This is a genomic window from Vibrio sp. 03_296, from assembly GCF_002265885.1.
Genome location: NZ_NPKW01000078.1, coordinates 19,144 through 37,274, shown reverse-complemented (window position 1 = coordinate 37,274; position 18,131 = coordinate 19,144). Strand labels below are relative to the sequence as shown.

Sequence of the window (18,131 nt, the reverse complement as noted above, 5' to 3'; positions counted from 1 at the left end):
CTCGCCCTCCTACTCGCCCCTCCCTACTCGCCCCTCCCTACTCGCCCCTTGTCCCTCTCACCTAATCCCTCGTTCTTCGTCGCTCTCTCCTCTCCCTAAAAAACCCATCGTCATCAGCGTTATTGAGTTAAAAGAAAATAATTCGCATTTGCATATTGTATTTTCGCGACAGAAATACAATAATAACAATTCTCATTTACGTTTAGTAACAAACCTTCGCGCGCTCAAACCGTGGATTTGTGCCGCTTTATAATGGATAAACTTAGAGAAAATAATGACAGCAAGTAAAGGGAAGTTCCCTCTATCAACCATGGCACTTGCGATTATCGCCGCAAGTACTGCATTGACTGCCCAAGCACAAGAAACCTCAACCAACGACAAAATGGTGGTGGTTTCAAGCCGCACTCCAAAAGCGATCAGCGACATTCCTGGTACGGTTTGGTATATCGAGTCCGACAAAATTGAACAGGAATACCGCGGTGGCAAGACCCTTGGCGATATTCTGGCTTCGGCAATTCCATCTCTGGACGTTAGCAGTGGCGCTCGCACCAACCTAGGCCAAAACCTCCGTGGGCGTAAGATGCTAGTAATGATAGATGGCGTTTCTCTGCAATCTTCACGTTCGATCAGTCGTCATCTTGATTCCATTGATCCGTTCAACGTTGATCGTATCGAAGTGTTGTCGGGGTCCACATCCATCTATGGCGCAGGCGCATCGGGTGGTGTCATCAACATCATCACCAAAAAAGCGCGCAGCGAAGAGCTTGAGTTTGAATCGTATGTGGGCGGGACTTCTGGCTTTAACTCCAGCGAAGATTTTGACTACAAAGTGGCTCAGTCTGTCTCTGGTGGCAATGAAAAAGTTCAAGCACGCACCTCTGTGGTTTACACCGAAACACAAGGTTTTTTCGATGCTAACGGTACCATTGTGACACCGGATATCTCACAAGGCTCACTGCAGTTTAACCAGACGGTCGATTTCTTAACCACGGTTAGCGTTGATGTGTCTGAGACGCAAAAGCTGAACTTTCTAGCGCAATACTATGATAGTCAGCAAGACTCACCGTATGGCCTGTACATTGTCGGCAGAGACTTTGTGGATGTGCGCAAAGGCTTTGAATCTGACCGTGAACACGGCACCAAGCGCATGATGCTGAGCGCCTCTTATGCTGATGAACAATTTCTTGGCCAGCAGCTCATCGCAGAAGCCTCATACCGCAAAGAAGACCAAACTTACACGCCTTATTACCAATCTTCTGGCCAACAGATTACCGATGTGATCTCGCTAAAAGCGGCACTGGCGAAAAGCTTCGACAAGCTAAATATTGTCTATGGCATCGATGCCTACCAAGACAAGCTCGACAGCAACCAAGCGCTTTACGACTCTACCATCGCGAACAACTCTGGCAATTTGGTGAACAAAACTTACGCCCAAGTGGGCCGTTACCCAGGCGTGGAAGTAAGTTCGGTGGCGGCTTTTACTCAAGTCGATTACGCCATCACCAACGATTGGCGCGTTGAAGGTGGTGTTCGCTATCAATACATGTTGAACAAGATCGATGACTTCGTGGGTTACAACCAACAGAAGAAGATCGCCGCAGGCAGTGGCACCTCAGCCGATGCGGTACCCGGTGGAGAAACGGATTACAGCGTTGCGCTGTTCAACCTGGGGACGATCTACCATCTCAACCGCGACTCACAAGTTTGGGCAAACTTCTCGCAAGGTTTTGATCTTGCCGATCCAGCCAAGTACTACGGGCAGGGTAATTACACGCTGGTTGGTGATCATTGGCAACTGAACGACAGCATCAATGTCAATCAATCAAAGATGTCAGGGATTAAGACCAACAGCGTCGAGTTGGGTTACCGCCTAGAGAGTGGCGATGTGAATCTGCAAACTGCGGCGTACTACTCGCAATCCGACAAGAACATTAAGTACAACAAGAGCACCTTGCTGATTGAAGAAATCGAAGACAAAAAACGAGTCTACGGTTTAGAAGCGATGCTCTCTTACTGGGTTCATGACAACATTCAGCTGGGTGCTTCTGGTCACTATGTGGTTTCTGAAGTGAAAGGGGACAAGGGCTGGGAAGATTACGATGCGGGTTACGCCAGCACGTCGAAAGCCAATGCTTGGGCAGGCTGGAGCGATGCCGACCTCAACATTAAACTGCAAAGCCAAACCATGTTTGACTACGAAGATGCCTCCAACAACAAGCTCAACGGCTACACCCTGTTTGATCTTGTGGGCAGCTATCAGCTTCCGGTCGGTAGCTTAGGTTTCGGCATTCAGAACCTGTTGGATAAAGAGTACACCACCGCTTGGGGTCAACGTGCGCAGCTGATTTACTCAGCGCACTATGAGTCCGCCGCATACGACTACAAAGGCCGTGGCCGTACATACACGCTCAATTACCAAGTGAAGTTCTAAGACATGTCGGTTTTAGGTTTAAAGATGGAACCGCTCTCGATGGGCGGTTTTTTTGTCTCCGCCGCCGCGAAATATCTGCAGGATTAATCTACCAAAACAGATTACGCTTAACTCAACGCTTGTTCAGAAATGCCAAGAACCTTGATGCTTCGACGTTGTTCAAAAATCCCTCTCCCCTCACAAAATTTACAGTGTAAAAAAGGGCACTGTTTCCAGTGCCCGACTAATACCAAATTAGGGGGAAGTATTAGTAAAGTGAAACGGTAATTACAGTTTACCTTCGCTGCCACACATGCGGATTTTATCCATCACCACGCGTTTCATCGCCGCTTTACCCGGGGTGATGTACTTTCTTGGATCATTTGCCTCTGGGTGTTCGGCGAAGTGCCCTTTGACCGCATCAGCAAAAGCAATTTTCAGCTCAGTCGCCACATTCACTTTGCATACACCAAGCTCAATACAACGGCGAACCATCTCATCTGGCACACCAGAGGCACCGTGTAAAACCAATGGAATGTCGACCACCGAACGGATTTTTTCCAAACGGGCGAAATCGAGTTTTGGCTCCGCTTTGTAGAGCCCGTGTGCGGTGCCAATCGCCACTGCCAACGAATCAATGCCAGTGCGACGAACAAACTCAGCGGCAGAGGCAGGATCCGTCATCAACGCATCGGCGCTGTCGACAATCAAATCGTCTTCTTGGCCGCCCAAGCGGCCCAGCTCAGCTTCGACACTGGCGTCAAAACGGTTACAGTACTGCACCACTGAGCGAACAATGTCGATGTTCTGGTCAAACGCATGGTGTGAACCATCAATCATCACCGAGCGAATGCCGTGCTCCACTTTGTTGCGGATGTCTTGCAAATCTTCATGGTGATCCAAATGCAGCACCAAAGGAATCGAATGCTTATGCGCGGCTTCTTTACAAATGCTGATCAAGTAATCGGTACCCGCGTAATCGTAAGTCCCTGGCGTGCCGGCTAAAATCACCGGCGATCCCATTTCCGATGCGGTTTCAACCACCACTTGCACCGTTTCAAGGTTATGAATATTGAAGGCAGGAACCGCATAGCCACCAAGTTGCGCGCGTTTTAACATTTCGCGAGAAGAAATCAGATACATAAAGCCTCCTGACGAGGGGAAACCACGGCGTCAAACACCAGACGGCCATTCACCCACGTTTTATCAATTGAGAAATCGGAACCTAAAGCCACCATTGAAGCGCGTTTGCCGACTTCTAATGTGCCTAGTTGATGTTGAATGCCTAACGATTTGGCGGGCGTGTGTGACGCCATCAACCACGCTTGCTCAAACGGCAAATTGAGCCAGCGTTGAATATTTTTTACCCCTTCAATCAGGGTTAATGTGCTGCCCGCGAGACCACCATCTTGAGTCGTGACCACGCCTTGTTTCATCTCCACCTGATATTCCCCCAAGGTGTATTGACCATCGGGCATGCCTGTAGCGCACATAGCATCGGTAATTAAGGTCATGCGTGAGCCACAGCAGCGGTGCGCGACTTCGATCGCTGCGGGATGCACATGATGACCATCGGCGATCATCTCGACATAGCACTCAGGGTGAAGTAACCCCGCCCCGACCACTCCGGGGTCGCGATGGTGTAGACCTCGCATGCCGTTGTAACAATGGACGATGCCCTTTGCGCCCGCGTCAATCGCGGCTATGACCTGTTGATAGCTGGCGTCGGTATGGCCCAGCATGACGCTAATGCCTTGGCTGGCTAAGTAGCGAATCGCCGCCGTAGCCCCCTCTTTTTCCGGCGCGAGTGCCACTTTCAACAGTTGGTTGTCGCTGTAGGAGATCCAGTTATCCAGCTCTTCCACCGCCAACTCACGGAACCATTGCGTTGGGTGTGCGCCTTTGTTCTTCTCGGTGAAATAAGGCCCTTCTAAATACGCACCGAGGATCTCGGCTCCCTCAACACCTTGCTGCTTGCTTTTCGCCACTTGCGCTAGTGCCGCGCGAATCTTGGCCACTGGCGCGGTGACCGTGGTGGCCACAAAAGCGGTGACACCTAAGCTGGCGAAGTATCGCGACATGGTGTTTAAACTGGCATGTGTTGCGTCCATCACATCGCACCCTTGACTGCCATGGACATGACAGTCGATCAAGCCGGGCATTAGGCTCACAGCACCTAAATCGGTCACTGTGCGATGTTGTTGCGGGTCATATGCCGCTATCGCGCTGATGTTGCCTTGCGAATCCACACTGAGCACGGCGTCTTGCAACCAGTGATCACCGTGTAGAATTCGCTGAGCGCGATAGTGTTGTTGTTCAGATGCCATCTTCTTCTACCACTGCACTCGGTTGTGTGGCGGCTTGTTGCGCTTTCAGCGCCATTTCCGCGGCTAAAGAGGTGATGCCACGATGACCACATTCCACCGCCATCTCACGAAACGCGGTTAAGGTCAGTTCGTCGCGCTCAAGCAACATTTCGGCGGCCATTTGCATGTTGGTGCCCGTCACGACTTCGATATCATCGCGCTCTTGGCTCAGCAAGGAAGCGGTACGAAATGGTGTGCCGCCCAGTAAATCGGTAAGAAAAACAATGCCATCACCGCTGTCAATTTCCTCAATCGCTTGGCGCATAGCCACTTCCAACTGAGGTGTGGTCATCTGCTCTGGGAAATCGAGGAATCGAAACTGCTCTTGCTCGCCAATCACTTGTGCAATGGCTTGAGCGATGCCAGAGGCAAACCCGCCGTGACCCGATAAAATTACCGCTATCATATTTGGTTCCTTCTTGGGGCTGGCGCACCAGCCCCGTTTTTACTGCGTTATCTTTCGTTGTTATTGCGATGTATCTGCGCTTATAGGAAGCCCATAAAGCGACCCACGACACCCAATGTCACCGTGATGGCAATCAGTTTGAGTGGGCTCCAACCACGTTTCACCAATGCGTACATCGCCAAGGTGTAAAGCAGTGGTAAGAAGGCCGGCATTAGCTTGTCGATCACATCGGCTTGCAGTTTCACCACTGCGTCACCGGCGGTAATTTCTGCGGTGGTAGAGAGGCGAACATAAGTGGCCACCAGCGCACCAATCACCGTCATACCGACCACGGAAGCGGCATGCCCCACCTTCTTGGTGTTGGCTTTGATCATCGGAATCGCCGCCACACCCATGCGGTAGGCGTAGTGCGCCAAACCGAAGCGCAAACCAAAATGCACCACGTTAAACAAGACGAAGAAGAACACCGCACCCATGATGGAGCCTTGTAGCGCAAGGTCCGCGCCGATACCGCCACAAATCGGTAGCAGGGTTAACCAGAACATCGCATCGCCGATCCCGCCCATTGGCGCACCCACGGCAATTTTGGTGCTCTGGATACTGTTGATGTTTTGTTTTGAACGCTCCATCGCCAGTACGATGCCCATCACGAAGGTGACGAGGAATGGATGGGTGTTGAAGAAGCCCATGTGCCCTTGCATCGCTTTGGAGAGATCGGCCTTGTTGGTGTGAATTTTCTTCAACGCTGGCAACAAGCCGTAAAGCCAACCAGACGCTTGCATACGTTCAAAGTTGAACGAGGCTTGCAGTAACAAAGAGCGCCACGCCATGCGGTTGATGTCTGCTTTCGTCAACTCAGCGCCAATCTCTTTGTTCTCATATTCGTCCGCCGCCACGCCGGGAGCCGGTCTTACATCTGGATTAACGTTGTCCAGATCCATTTGTTTGATTACGTTAGATTCCATCTTCAAGATCCTCAGCAGGGGCAGTCACAGGAGTCGGTTCTGATTTGCGCATAAAGTCGATAATCGCCATGGCTGTGGCCGCAGAAGCGATCGCCAAGATAGGCAGCTCAAGCCAAGCGGCAGCAACGAAACCTAAGATGAAGTAAGGGATGTAGGCATTCTTCATCATGATTTTCATCAGTACCGCAAAACCGATAGCGGGCATGATGCCACCTGCCACACCCAGGCCATCAATCAGCTCTTTTGGTAGGGCAGAAACCATGGTGCCTGCGTGTTCCGCACCAAGATAGATAGGTAGAAACGCGCACAGGAAGTAGAAGGTGCCAAGCACAGCAAGCGCGAAGTAGTTAACACGCTCAATGCCATCGGTGTCGGCGTTTTGTGCGTATTCGTCACACTTCGACATCACGGCCGACATCGCAGAGAAGAGCAACGTGATGCCCATTTGCACCGCAACGGCGAACGGTACCGCCACGCCAACCGCCACGTTCGGTTCCACTTTGGTGGTGATGGCAAAAGTGGTGCCCACAATCGTACCGATGATCACGTTTGGTGGCTGAGCACCCGCTAAAGGCGCCAAGCCCATCCAGATCAGTTCTAGTGTACCGCCCACCAAAATACCGGTTTGCAGATCGCCCAAGATCAGACCAACGAGAGGACCCAAAACCACAGGTCGGTGGAAGTGAGTCAAGCCATTGAAGAGGTCAAGACCGGCCAAAAAGGCCAGTATGCCTAGCAACAATGCCTGTAAGAGTCCTATTTCCATGATAGATGTCCTTTTATCAGAGTAGAGTAAAGAGATCGGTTGCACTTTCTGTTGGGACGCCCTGAATAGAGCAGCGCACGCCTAGTGCTTTTAGTTGTTGAAAATCCGCCACGTCTTCGGCATCGACCGAAACCGTTTTAGAAATCTGTTTTTTACCGTCGGCGTAATGCATGTTGCCAACGTTGATGTTTTGGATCGGCACGCCTCCTTCCACCAACTGGCGAAAATCTTTCGGCGTACGGCACACCAACAAAATGCGTTGGCGATCGGCCGCTTTGTGGATGGTGTCGATGGTTTTCTGCACCGTCCAAAAACGGATGGCAATGCCATCGGCTAACACCATCTCCATCAGGTTCTGTTGAATGGTGTCTTGAGCAACGTCATCGTTCACCACCACCACGATATTGGCATCAGCGAACCCGACCCATTGCACGCCGACTTGGCCGTGGACTAAACGTTCATCAATACGACTGAGTACGATATTTGGCATGTTCAATTTCCTTATAGATTCGAGGTGAATGGTTGTGAACGATTGGTGTGAAACGGGTAAATGGTGACCCCTTGAACCACGCGGTTCACTTCCCCTGTCGGGCATGGGTTGTCAGGGCCAAAGCCAAGCTGGAGCGATTTTTCAAACGCCAACATTTGGCAAAATAGGATGTATGGGAAACAGAGCCAGCGGTCGCCAAGGCCGAGCTGCCCTAACTCGAAGACGTGTTCCTCACTCAACGGTTTTTCCGTTAAGGCCACGTGGCGCAGGGCTTGGTTGTCGCGGCGAATTTCGCGCAGCAGATCCAAGTCGTACTGGCGGGTGTAGTCATCACTGGACAGCAGTTGAACCACCAGCGCTTTGTCGTTAATGGTGAATTTTGGCCCATGGCGGAAACCCAGTGAGGAATCAAATGCGGTCATCACTTTGCCTGCGCTCAATTCGAGAGATTTGAGCGATGCTTCGCGCGCCAAACCCGCAAAACCGCCACTGCCAAGTACGATGAGCCTTTCATAAGGCAGCGTGGCCAGCTGTTTGAGCGCTTCTGGCCATTGCGTCAATTTGCTTTCGCACAACGCCGCCGTGGCGAAAATGGCCTCCGCTGAGAGTTCACCAAGCAGGGCGAACGTCGACATCAACATGCAGCTAAAGCTCGATGTCATGGCAAAGCTCTTGTCATTTGAGCCCTCAGGCATCAACACACACAACGCATTGCTGGCTTGCTGGGCATAGCGAGAGAGTGCGCCTTCGCCATTGCAGGTCAAAAACAGGTGGTAAGCCTCGTCGACTAACTGATCAACCAGCTCAACGGCCGCCACGCTCTCTGGGCTGTTACCAGAGCGTGCATAAGACACCAGTAACGTCGGGCGAGTGGGATCCAAATATTGTTCAGGGTTGGAAACCAAATCCGTCGTTGGGATCGACGCCACTTGAAAACGCAGATCAGCCTGAATAAACGGCAGCGCCGCATCCCCGACGAACGCAGACGTGCCCGCGCCCGTCAAAATAATGCGTAGATCCTGGCGTGCCAGCAGCGGCGTAAGAAACGTTTCAATGTTTGGCGCTTGCAGCTGCAGAATCTCCGCCAAGGCACGCCAAAGCGCGGGCTGATGGCTGATCTCTTGCGCGGTATGAATGCCGTTGTGCGCTTCAAGCCAAGTGGATGAATAGCTTAAAAAAGTCGTCATTAGATGGTCTCCTTGCATACCGCTGCATTGTGGTAGCACGCGTCGGAATAGAGCTGCGTGACCTCCATAATTTTGTGAATGATGATGTCAGCGGGATGGTTACAAATCTGGTTCTGGGCAATGGCTCTTGCCTGCGCTGGCAAATATTGACTCAGCAGCGTTGTTGGCAGAGGCTGGGAAATAAGGTGTGTAAACATCGCTTGTTGCGCCGCTTGCACCGCTGGGTGTGTCCAGTAGTAGCGAATGCGGTCGCTCAAGCTGTAATTGCAATCAAGAAACTGTTGATGGCCTTGGCTTTGATAATGAGAACGCCAATAGTTGGGCTGCTCATGCATCACTTGTTCAATGGTGTCACGTAGGTGTGAGGCTTGATGAACACCCAGCCACTCTTTTTCAGCGCGATCGAGCGCAAATAGCGCTTCACGCAACGCAAACGTTAATGCTGGGCCCACTTTCAAAATCGCAAAGTGATCACGAACAAGCTCATGATAAGCCGCCGGATTTTGGTAATCGGTTGAGTGCGCTTCAAACACCAAATGCGGCTGAGAGTCGATCAGGTGGCTCAGGGCTTGTGCTTGATCACTTTGATAGTGATGCACATGGTGGTGATCAAACTCCACCCCTGGCTGCACCACCAAACCAATCACGCGAGGCCACACGTAACCCAACCCTAAATCACTGAACGCTTGGTGATGCGCGTCCAGCGTCGCCAAAGCTTGCTCTGGTTTGGTCACTTGCAACTCATGTTCTTGCAGCGATTCCAACGCGCCGCCCGGAGTTGGCACTTCCGTCCCCACGACATACAAAGGCGCTTCGCCACCACGCGCTTGCCATGCTTGCTCAGCAACTAAACAGAGCTGCGCAGCGCGCTCGGCCATCACTTGCTCACTGAGGGGAATGGCATCGCCTTCACACGCCATGGAGCAATCGAGATGAATTTTGTTAAAACCCGCCATCACGTAATCGTGAATCAGTTGCGCGGAGTACTCCATCGCTTGTCTTGCAGGTAGATGCTGCCAACAGTTTGGGCCAAGGTGGTCTCCCCCCAGCACCAAACGCGTTTTCGGAAAATTCAAACGCTCCGCTAAGGTCATTACGTAGTCGGCAAACACTTGTGGTGTCATCCCGGTGTAGCCGCCAAACTGGTTTACTTGGTTTGAGGTTGCTTCAATCAGCACCAACTGACCATCACGCGCCGCTTGTTTTATCGCCGCTTCCAACACCAAAGGATGCGCGGAACACACCGAGTAAATTCCCTTCGCGTGGCCTTGTTTGTGTTGCTGAATTAAAGAAAGTAGCGTTTTCATGTTTGGTCCTAGTTCAACTTACGGTTTGGCGCCATTTGGTCGGCGAGAATCACTGCAACCCCCATCGCTAGAAGCGCTTCATGGGTGGCATGAGGAATGTGGCTGTCCGTCACCAGCACATCGATTTGGTTGGCAGCGCGGATCATGCAAAAGCTTTTGCGGCCAAATTTGCTCGAGTCGGTCACCGCAATCACTTGTCTCGCCACATCGCACATCGCGCGGTTCACTTGCGCTTCGTGGTTGTCCGGCGTGGTAATGCCCGCTTGCAAATCAAAGCCATCCACGCCTAAAAACAATTTGTCGAACAGGTAAGTGCGGATCTGCTGCTCGCCGTGATGGCCTGTCAGCGAGCAAGAAGCACGGCGCAAACTGCCGCCTATGACGTGCAGTTCCACGTTGTCGTTGTGACTCAGTTGGTAGGCGGTGTTGAGGGCGTTGGTCATCACCACCAATTTTTTCTGGGTAAGGTGCTGAGGCATCAAAGCGATGGTGGAGCCGGAGTCCAAAATGATCGCCTCGCCATCCCCAATCAGTTGCGCGGCGGCATAAGCAATCATCTGTTTGATATCGCGATTGATTTGATCTTTGCGATAAAGCGGCTGGTCGAAAGCAAAGTTGGGATTGAGGTTGGCACCACCATAACAGCGGAAAATGCATCCCTCTTTTTCCAAGAGATTGAGATCATGACGAATGGTGACCGCCGACACATTAAACGCCAAAGCAAAATCGTCGACTTTGCCACTGCCGTGTTGTCGGATGTGAGACATAATTCGTTGTCTACGCTCTGCACTGGTCATCACTTACTCGCCTTTCGTTACCTTTCATTTGCCATCAGAAAGCTTTCGCTCTCTTTTCGTTGTTATTAAAACAGGGCTAAAAAATGAAAAGTAAAAGGGAGATCACAGTGGATAACCTTTCGTTTTTAGATCAAAAAACCTTTCGTTTCACACGAAGTGAAAGGTTTTGCTTTCACTAAAACGGCAGAAAAACCCACCAAACGTAAGGAAAATAAGAAAAACGGAGAAATGAAAGTGAAAGAGAGAGGATTGGTCAAAATAGCGGCAGGATTTCACATCGAGACCTGCGTAAGATCACACTTTGTGAAATTGAGAGAAAAATAGACCTGCTTTACAGCAGGTCTACAAGGCGAACATCCACCCCCATTTCGGTGAGTTCTCGGTGGTAATCTTCGGGGATGCCACTGTCGGTGATCAGCATGTCCAGTTGCTCTGGGCGCGCAATGAGACAAAAACTTTGCCGATCAAATTTGCTTGAATCGGTAACCGCAATAACCATTTGTGCAGCCTCAACCATTCTGCGGTTAATGCTGGCTTCGCCAGAATGCGGCGTTGTCACCCCCGCCAGTTTGTCAAAACCATCAACCCCTAAGAACAGTTTGTTGAAGCGAAATTGCCCCAGCAATGCCTCACCCGATTCGCCATGCAAGGAATAGGAGTTTTTGCGCATTAAACCGCCCGTGACAATCACTTCGATGTTGTCACGGTTAGCTAAGTGGTAGGCAATGTTGATGGCATTGGTCATCACTTTTAGGTGCTGTTTTTCCGTTAAATGGAAAGCGATTTGCTCCGTGGTTGAACCAGAATCCAAAATCAAGGTATCGCCATCTTCCACCAAAGAAGCGGCGTATTGGCCTAACAAGCTTTTGATGTCTTGATTGATCTGTTTTTTATCCTGAAGCGGCTTATCAAAGGCGAATTGGGCGTTGATCATCGCCCCACCATAGCAGCGCGTAACACAACCTTTTTTCTCTAGGATATTGAGATCATTACGAATCGTCACTTCAGAAACCTGATACTTCGCCGCAAAGTCGTTCACCGAACCACTTTGATGTTGCTGAATATGTTTAAGAATCGCGTCGCGGCGCTCGTTGGATGTCATACGTTTCATTTGGCAATTTTGTAAATATGGCCGCAGTTTAGCAGTTGTTGGTCATGGTCAAAAGAATGCATACCATCTGGGTTTGCGTTCAGTCACTTTTTGCTGCACTTTGTATCACCAAACAATAAATGCCCTACTCACATCGGCCACCGCACCATGTAGAAACCCCTTTGGCGTGGCCAACAGCAGAGGCCACATTTTCTGTGAACTTTCCAAACTGTTTTTACGCACGCTTGGAACAGCTCAAGCAAGTAGCATTGAATCCACTCCTTTTAACTCCAAAAGTAAAAACGCCCACCGAAGTGAGCGTCTTTGATATTCGAGTGTGTTTGGCTTAGCCAATCATGCGTTCGCTGCTTGCAACAATTTCATTCAACGCAATGGTTTGAGCGCGTTTAAAGAAGTTAAAATCGGTCGCTGTTGCACTGGTGTACGCACCCATGGTACGGCCAATCACCAAATCGCCATTGTTCAGTTTTGGCAGCAGAATATTTTCTGCAATCACATCCACGCTGTCGCACGTTGGGCCAGAAAGCACACTTGGGATCAGCTCGCCACCTTGTTTGATGGTGGTGAGCGGATAACGTGCATCATCAAACATCAAACCACTGAACGAGCCATAAATACCGTCATCCAAGTAGTACCAGATTTGCCCTTCACGCTCTGCTTGACCCATCACTGAAGCCACACTGGTCACCGCAGGTGCACAGATAAAGCGACCCGGTTCAGCCAAAACGTGGACCGTTTCTGGCAACAAGCTTAGCGCTTCATTAATTGGCGCGCAGAACTGATCAATCGGCATCACTTGCTGAGTGTAGTTCACAGGGAAGCCACCACCAATATCGAGTGTGCTCAACGCTGGTAAGCCGCGTTCAACCACCTGTTCCATCACATGACGACAAGTGTGGATCGCTTCAACATACTTGTTTGGGTTAGTGGTTTGTGAGCCCACATGGAACGACAAACCTTTGATGCGAATATTCCACTCTTTCGCCGTTTCGATGATCACTAATGCCTGCTCTGGTGAACAACCAAACTTCTTCGACAAATCGGCAAACGCTTCAGAGTTGCGGAAGCTCAAACGCACCAGCAATTCCACTTCATCGCGATAGGCTTTGAATTTCTCTAGCTCATTCAAGTTATCCACCACAAACACGTTGCAGCCGTAAGCCAGTGCATCGCGGATGTCGGCATCACGCTTGATTGGGTGGGTATGGATAGTGAGTTCTGCTGGCACGCCTTCAGAGGCAACCAACTCAACTTCACCTGTTGTGGCAAGGTCAAAACTGGCACCTTCCGCCAACAAAGTACGCACCACTACAGGGTGTGGCAGCGGTTTTAATGCGTAGTGCAGGGTCACATTTGGCAGAGCGTTTTTCAAAGCGCGGTACTGCTGACGAATCACATCGCAGTCCAATAACAATAGTGGCGCACCAAATTGCTCAACCGACGCTTCGATCAACTGGATTTCTTCTGCGCTTAGCACTGGTGAAGTTAGTGAATGAATATCAAAAATAGATTGTGAATGTGCCATAGCAAACCTCCAAAGTAATGGGGCACTTTTCATACATAAGAGATGAGTGGGTATGAAAAGTGGAGCGTCAATAAAAGCGCTGGTGCGCCGTCAAAGTCACTCTTGGATAGTTGCTCTATCGCCTTGCCACATAAACAGCTGTGATGTACTCGGATTGGCTATCATCAAGAAGCGATGCGATAGTAAGGTCATAATTTACTCAGCGCAATAAAAAATGCCCTGAGAAAGGTAACAATTTTTTGTTGTCAGGATTACATCTTGCAATGGATAAATATTTATATAATTTGCTTATATATTTAATTTGGCGTGTTTAGAGGAATTGAAGTGGCCCACCAACTTTAGAAATAGGTTTTGTGCTCACCGAACATCACTTGAGCCAAACGGACGAATGGGTAAAAATCAACGTTTCAGCAGCGCACAAGATGGCACCTAACGAGATGACGATGGATCTAAACTTACTGAAAACCTTTGATGTGGTGATGAAAACGCGCAGCGTAAACGAAGCGGCAGAGACGCTTGGCATTACCGCACCAGCGGTCAGCCACGCCCTGAATCGCTTGCGCGAGCAGTACCAAGATCCGCTCTTTATTCGCCAAGGTCGGGGCATTACGCCAACGAATTTTGCTATTGAGCTGCATGCTGAAATCCAAGAGCCACTTAGCCTGCTGCTTAACGGCGCGAAATCCCGTCAGCAGTTTAATCCTGACACCAGCCATCGCACTTTTCGTCTCTCCAGTCATAAAGACATTGATTTAATGCTGCTGCCTCCCTTGATCGATCATCTCACGCAGCACGCTCCAAACGTCAAGCTCTGTGCCGATGTCGAACATTTAGACGAGCGCGATCGCCAAGCGGATTTGCGTACCCGCAAAGTGGACATGATTCTCGCCACAGTACCGTTTGATGAACACGGTTATCACAACGAGTTGTTGTTCGAACTGCCTCTGGTGATGGTGTGCCGACAAGATCATCCACGCATTCAAAACACCATCACTCATCAACAGTTTTTTGCCGAGCAGCACTTATTGTGGGAAACCAAAAGGCAAAACCAGGACATCGTGGACTCACTGGCGCTGGAGCCACAACCACAGAGAAACATCGCCTATAAAACGGGTTCCAGCTGCAACGCCATCATGATGGCAGCACAAACCGATTGGATCTGCGTTACTGGCCAATGGCATGCCGATTTGATGGCCAAAGCGCACCAGCTGCAGGTAATGCCGCTGCCCTTTAAGCTAAATAAGTTGCCTATCTACATGACATGGCACCATAGCCAACAACAAGATTCAGGACATCAATGGCTTAAGAGCGCCCTGATGCAAGTAACCGCGACATTTCGTTAACGAAATTGAAGGCTAAAGCCAAAATGGATTAAATAAAACTAAATTTACTTTTCAGGTTTAGTCTATCGATTGTTTAATCCGCACTCATTAATCTCTCCTTAACGACGGTCGCTCAACGCGCCGCTATAAGAGAGAGATAAACAATGAAACTTAAAAAATCGATTGTATCGCTAGCGATTATCGCCACTCTATCCCCAGCCCTGACGTTCGCAGCCGCAACCAGCAGCGAGCCTAAACAAGCGTCTTCATTCACCATCGAGAAAAATAACCAACTCAAAAGCTACCTCGACTTCGCCAATCAAAGTGATTTTGAAGATGCCTCGCGCGGCTACATTGCCACGTGGCCAGAAAAAACCATCAAAGACGCCAAAGGCAATGTGATTTGGGACTTCAGCAAATACGACTTTGTTGAACAAGAGAAGAACATTCAAACCGTCAACCCTTCACTGCTGCGCCAAGCAAAACTGAACAACATCGATGGCCTGTTTAAAGTGAAAGAGGGCATTTACCAAGTGCGCGGTTTTGATCTCTCAGTGATGACCTTTATCCGTGGTGACAAAGGTTGGGTCGTGATCGACCCACTCATTTCACCAGAAACCGCAGCGGCTGGCCTGAAATTGCTGCGTGACAAAGTGGAAGATGCGCCGGTAACAGGGGTGATTTTCACCCACTCACACGTTGACCACTTTGGTGGCATCCTTGGCATCACCAGCCAAGAAGAGATTGATGCTGGTAAAGTCGATATTCTTGCACCAGAGGGCTTTTTCTCTCACTCGATTGCCGAGAACTTAATGGCAGGCAACACCATGTCGCGTCGCGCTTCTTACATGTATGGCAACTTGCTTGAAGCAAGTAGCCAGGGGCAAGTGGACGGCGGTTTGGGTAAAACCACCTCATCCGGTGCGCCAGGCATCGTGAAACCAACGCACATTGCCAATATCACCGGGCAAAAAATGGCGGTCGATGGCGTGGAACTGGAAGTGATCATGGCGCAGGAATCCGAAGCTCCCTCGGAATTTATGTTCTACTTCCCACAATACAAAACCATGATGGCGGCGGAAGTGATGACGCATACCATCCACAACATCTCGACACTGCGTGGGGCGAAAACGCGTGATGCATCTTCTTGGGCTGAGTACGTTGACCAAGCGCTAAAAACCTATGGTGATAAGGCCGATACCATGATCGCCTCTCACCACTGGCCAACCTTTGGCAAAGAGAAGATCCAAACTCAGCTTGAGAAAACCCGCGACATGTACAAGTTTGTCCATGACCAGACTCTGCGTCTTGCCAATAAAGGCTATACGCCAAATGAGATTTCAGCAGAAATTACCCTGCCAGATTCGCTGGGCAAAGAGTGGTACAACCGCGGTTACTACGGCACGGTATCGCACAATGCTCGCGCGACGTACGACTTCTACTTTGGTGCATGGTGGGATGGCAACCCAGCGAACTTGAACCCGCTGACACCAAGTGAACAAGGCGCAAAATACGTTGAAGCGATGGGCGGGGAAGAGAAAGTGATAGAACTGGCTGAGCAAGCAGTGAAAAACGGTGAATACCGCTGGGCGGTGACACTGCTTAACAACGTGACCTTCTCCAACCCAGACAATATGGACGCACGCTACTTAGAAGCGGACGCGATGGAGCAGCTGGGTTATCAGGCAGAATCTGGCCCTTGGCGTAACTACTACCTTGGTGGCGCGAAAGAGCTGCGCCAAGGCATCAAACCAGTCGCAACGCCAGACACGGCCGCGATTGCCAAGAACATGCCGTTTGATCAGTTCATGAAGTACCTCGGCGTGACGGTAAAACCTGACGCGGCGAATGGCCTCAATATCAAAGTGAACATCAATGTCAAAGGCGATGGTCAATACTCGATGGAACTGAGCAATTCGGTATTGAAATCCTACTCTGGCACGCAGTTCGAAAAGGCCGATTTAACCATCACCTTAACCCGCCAAGCGTTTGAGAAAATGCTGACCAAGCAAGCGACACTGCAAGATCAGGTCAAAGCAGGCTCATTCAAGGTCTCTGACCAGGCACAGTTCCAAACGCTGATGTCGGTCTTTGATAAGTTCGACATGTGGTTCGGTGTGGTAACACCATAAAGGTATCCCCACCATACCGACAAAGCCCGCGAGTCACATCGCGGGCTTTTTGCATCGAAATCCGCCATGTTGGAGGCAGCTAGGCGACACCATCACTTTCTTTATCATCATCACCAAAATTGCCGATCGCAAAACGCCGCCACACACGTCACCGGCCCTTTTAAAACAGGCAGTGCTTCACCCGTTAGCGACTGTGCTTGCCAGCCGTGAGGAAATTGCAACGAATACGGCGCAGCAATGGTTTGGGTATCGACGGGAACAAAACCAGCCTTGTGATAAAAATTCGGATCCCCATACGTGACGGCAACTTCAACGCCTTGCGCTTTTATCTCCTGCAAGCCGAAAGCAATTAATGCTTGTCCAATCCCTTGACCATGATAAGAAGTGGCCACGGCAACCGGAGCCATCACAAACACAGGCGTACCACAGGGGTAATGCAAGCGAGTAAACAAAATCGCGCCCACAAGGTCTTCACCCTCCGATGCGATATAGATAAAAAGATCGTCGTTGTGCGTTTGCTCGATCAAATCCGACGCCAGTTGGCCAATCAACTGCCCTTCAGCTTCTCCTTCCGAATCGGTAAAGGTTTGACAAAAAAGTGTTTTTATCGCTTCAATCGCGCTCTTATCTGCTAAGGTATAGTGCATCGGGAGATCCTGTGTCACAACAAACGTGCCGTCATTATAGCGGATTTCCCATCCCAAATTGGGACTCTGCACACCATACTGACAGTGATTGTCAGTGGGTTGTGACATCCTCAGCCCTCAATCACCTACTGGAGAAAATCGATGTCCAACATTGTCTACATTGCCACCAGCTTAGATGGCTATATCGCAGGACCAAACAACGATATGGACTGGCTGCATCAAGTACCCAATCCAGATGGTTCGGACTTTGGCTTTGCCGATTTTATGGCCAATATTGATGCGTTGGTGATGGGCCGAAACACCTTTGAAATGGTGCTCAGTTTTGGCGTGGAATGGCCTTACAATAAGCCAGTTTTTGTGCTGAGTAATACCTTGAAAAGTGTGCCAGAAGGCTATCAAGACAAAGTATTTTTGGTGCAAGGGGCGTTGCCAACAGTGGTTGAACAGTTACATCAACAGGGCTATCAACGCCTTTATATCGATGGCGGAAAAACGGTGCAAAGCTTTTTGGCCGAGGATTTGATTGATGAGATGATCATCACCACCATTCCTGTACTGTTAGGTGCTGGCATTCCACTGTTTGGCAGCTTACCAAAAACGTTGAATTTTAAGCATATTCATGCGCAGCGCTTAGCGGATTACATGGTGAAAAATCACTATGTGAGAGTGCATTAAATAATACACAAAAAAGTCAGCAAGA

The 18,131-nt window shown here is 50.0% G+C and carries 16 protein-coding genes; 4 read left to right on the top strand and 12 right to left on the bottom strand.

Features of this window, described 5'->3' with window-relative positions; translation table 11 throughout:
* Positions 1 to 274: 274 nt before the first annotated feature.
* On the top strand, positions 275 to 2,431 hold the full coding sequence (locus tag CIK04_RS10465; RefSeq protein ID WP_097353254.1) for a TonB-dependent receptor: 2,157 nt from the start codon (positions 275 to 277) through the stop codon (positions 2,429 to 2,431).
* A 267-nt stretch (positions 2,432 to 2,698) separates the two neighbouring features.
* Here the strand turns inward: CIK04_RS10465 and CIK04_RS10460 are convergent, their stop codons facing one another.
* The 11 genes from CIK04_RS10460 to CIK04_RS10405 form a co-directional block, all read right to left on the bottom strand.
* A complete protein-coding gene (locus CIK04_RS10460) occupies positions 2,699 to 3,553 on the bottom strand; it encodes a tagatose bisphosphate family class II aldolase (RefSeq protein WP_038969297.1) in 855 nt (284 codons plus the stop codon).
* Positions 3,544 to 4,737: an N-acetylglucosamine-6-phosphate deacetylase gene (gene nagA, locus CIK04_RS10455; protein ID WP_097353255.1), complete on the bottom strand. Its 1,194-nt coding sequence runs from the start codon at positions 4,735 to 4,737 to the stop codon at positions 3,544 to 3,546. The genes CIK04_RS10460 and nagA overlap by 10 nt, the downstream gene beginning before the upstream one ends.
* On the bottom strand, positions 4,727 to 5,182 hold the full coding sequence (gene agaF, locus CIK04_RS10450) for a PTS galactosamine/N-acetylgalactosamine transporter subunit IIA (protein ID WP_011081923.1): 456 nt from the start codon (positions 5,180 to 5,182) through the stop codon (positions 4,727 to 4,729). The genes nagA and agaF overlap by 11 nt, the downstream gene beginning before the upstream one ends.
* 80 nt (positions 5,183 to 5,262) lie before the next feature.
* A complete protein-coding gene (gene agaE / locus CIK04_RS10445) occupies positions 5,263 to 6,147 on the bottom strand; it encodes a PTS N-acetylgalactosamine transporter subunit IID (RefSeq protein ID WP_017421416.1) in 885 nt (294 codons plus the stop codon).
* The gene (agaW, locus tag CIK04_RS10440; RefSeq protein ID WP_011081925.1) at positions 6,137 to 6,913 is read right to left on the bottom strand and encodes a PTS N-acetylgalactosamine transporter subunit IIC; all 777 of its coding nucleotides are present in this window, start codon (positions 6,911 to 6,913) and stop codon (positions 6,137 to 6,139) included. The genes agaE and agaW overlap by 11 nt, the downstream gene beginning before the upstream one ends.
* A 16-nt stretch (positions 6,914 to 6,929) precedes the next feature.
* Positions 6,930 to 7,403 (bottom strand): PTS N-acetylgalactosamine transporter subunit IIB, encoded by a 474-nt coding sequence (agaV, locus tag CIK04_RS10435; RefSeq protein WP_011081926.1) that lies wholly within the window; start codon positions 7,401 to 7,403, stop codon positions 6,930 to 6,932.
* 11 nt (positions 7,404 to 7,414) lie between these two features.
* Entirely contained in the window at positions 7,415 to 8,590 is a 1,176-nt protein-coding gene (locus tag CIK04_RS10430) for an AgaS family sugar isomerase (RefSeq protein ID WP_097353256.1), read from the bottom strand.
* The gene (locus CIK04_RS10425; protein WP_097353257.1) at positions 8,590 to 9,897 is read right to left on the bottom strand and encodes a D-tagatose-bisphosphate aldolase, class II, non-catalytic subunit; all 1,308 of its coding nucleotides are present in this window, start codon (positions 9,895 to 9,897) and stop codon (positions 8,590 to 8,592) included. The genes CIK04_RS10430 and CIK04_RS10425 overlap by 1 nt, the downstream gene beginning before the upstream one ends.
* A gap of 8 nt (positions 9,898 to 9,905) precedes the next feature.
* Entirely contained in the window at positions 9,906 to 10,694 is a 789-nt protein-coding gene (agaR, locus tag CIK04_RS10420; protein WP_039451708.1) for a transcriptional repressor AgaR, read from the bottom strand.
* Positions 10,695 to 11,025: 331 nt separating this feature from the next.
* Positions 11,026 to 11,796 (bottom strand): transcriptional repressor AgaR, encoded by a 771-nt coding sequence (agaR, locus tag CIK04_RS10410; protein WP_039536829.1) that lies wholly within the window; start codon positions 11,794 to 11,796, stop codon positions 11,026 to 11,028.
* Positions 11,797 to 12,130: 334 nt separating this feature from the next.
* Positions 12,131 to 13,330: a type III PLP-dependent enzyme gene (locus CIK04_RS10405; protein WP_097353258.1), complete on the bottom strand. Its 1,200-nt coding sequence runs from the start codon at positions 13,328 to 13,330 to the stop codon at positions 12,131 to 12,133.
* A 443-nt stretch (positions 13,331 to 13,773) separates the two neighbouring features.
* On the opposite strand from CIK04_RS10405, the gene CIK04_RS10400 reads away from it, so the two are divergent.
* Together CIK04_RS10400 and CIK04_RS10395 are read left to right on the top strand one after the other, a co-directional pair.
* Positions 13,774 to 14,673 carry a LysR family transcriptional regulator gene (locus CIK04_RS10400; RefSeq protein WP_039547667.1) on the top strand — a complete coding sequence of 300 codons (900 nt, stop codon included), beginning with the start codon at positions 13,774 to 13,776 and terminating at the stop codon, positions 14,671 to 14,673.
* A 143-nt stretch (positions 14,674 to 14,816) separates the two neighbouring features.
* Entirely contained in the window at positions 14,817 to 16,784 is a 1,968-nt protein-coding gene (locus CIK04_RS10395) for an alkyl/aryl-sulfatase (protein WP_097353259.1), read from the top strand.
* A 110-nt stretch (positions 16,785 to 16,894) separates the two neighbouring features.
* On the opposite strand, the gene CIK04_RS10390 is transcribed toward CIK04_RS10395, so the two are convergent.
* Positions 16,895 to 17,431 (bottom strand): GNAT family N-acetyltransferase, encoded by a 537-nt coding sequence (locus CIK04_RS10390; protein WP_097353274.1) that lies wholly within the window; start codon positions 17,429 to 17,431, stop codon positions 16,895 to 16,897.
* A gap of 141 nt (positions 17,432 to 17,572) precedes the next feature.
* Here CIK04_RS10390 and CIK04_RS10385 point away from each other — a divergent pair, with 141 nt between their 5' ends.
* Positions 17,573 to 18,106 carry a dihydrofolate reductase family protein gene (locus tag CIK04_RS10385; protein WP_097353260.1) on the top strand — a complete coding sequence of 178 codons (534 nt, stop codon included), beginning with the start codon at positions 17,573 to 17,575 and terminating at the stop codon, positions 18,104 to 18,106.
* Positions 18,107 to 18,131 lie beyond the last annotated feature (25 nt).

Bases quoted from the DNA above. Each gene is read 5' to 3' on its own strand.
- CIK04_RS10430 (WP_097353256.1), bottom strand. From the start codon at position 8,590: ATGACGACTTTTTTAAGCTATTCATCCACTTGGCTTGAAGCGCACAAC.
- CIK04_RS10385 (WP_097353260.1), top strand. From the start codon at position 17,573: ATGTCCAACATTGTCTACATTGCCACCAGCTTAGATGGCTATATCGCA.
- CIK04_RS10390 (WP_097353274.1), bottom strand. From the start codon at position 17,431: ATGCACTATACCTTAGCAGATAAGAGCGCGATTGAAGCGATAAAAACA.
- agaV (WP_011081926.1), bottom strand. From the start codon at position 7,403: ATGCCAAATATCGTACTCAGTCGTATTGATGAACGTTTAGTCCACGGC.
- CIK04_RS10425 (WP_097353257.1), bottom strand. From the start codon at position 9,897: ATGAAAACGCTACTTTCTTTAATTCAGCAACACAAACAAGGCCACGCG.
- CIK04_RS10395 (WP_097353259.1), top strand. From the start codon at position 14,817: ATGAAACTTAAAAAATCGATTGTATCGCTAGCGATTATCGCCACTCTA.
- agaE (WP_017421416.1), bottom strand. From the start codon at position 6,147: ATGGAATCTAACGTAATCAAACAAATGGATCTGGACAACGTTAATCCA.
- nagA (WP_097353255.1), bottom strand. From the start codon at position 4,737: ATGGCATCTGAACAACAACACTATCGCGCTCAGCGAATTCTACACGGT.
- agaF (WP_011081923.1), bottom strand. From the start codon at position 5,182: ATGATAGCGGTAATTTTATCGGGTCACGGCGGGTTTGCCTCTGGCATC.
- agaR (WP_039536829.1), bottom strand. From the start codon at position 11,796: ATGACATCCAACGAGCGCCGCGACGCGATTCTTAAACATATTCAGCAA.
- agaR (WP_039451708.1), bottom strand. From the start codon at position 10,694: ATGACCAGTGCAGAGCGTAGACAACGAATTATGTCTCACATCCGACAA.
- CIK04_RS10405 (WP_097353258.1), bottom strand. From the start codon at position 13,330: ATGGCACATTCACAATCTATTTTTGATATTCATTCACTAACTTCACCA.
- agaW (WP_011081925.1), bottom strand. From the start codon at position 6,913: ATGGAAATAGGACTCTTACAGGCATTGTTGCTAGGCATACTGGCCTTT.
- CIK04_RS10460 (WP_038969297.1), bottom strand. From the start codon at position 3,553: ATGTATCTGATTTCTTCTCGCGAAATGTTAAAACGCGCGCAACTTGGT.
- CIK04_RS10465 (WP_097353254.1), top strand. From the start codon at position 275: ATGACAGCAAGTAAAGGGAAGTTCCCTCTATCAACCATGGCACTTGCG.
- CIK04_RS10400 (WP_039547667.1), top strand. From the start codon at position 13,774: ATGGATCTAAACTTACTGAAAACCTTTGATGTGGTGATGAAAACGCGC.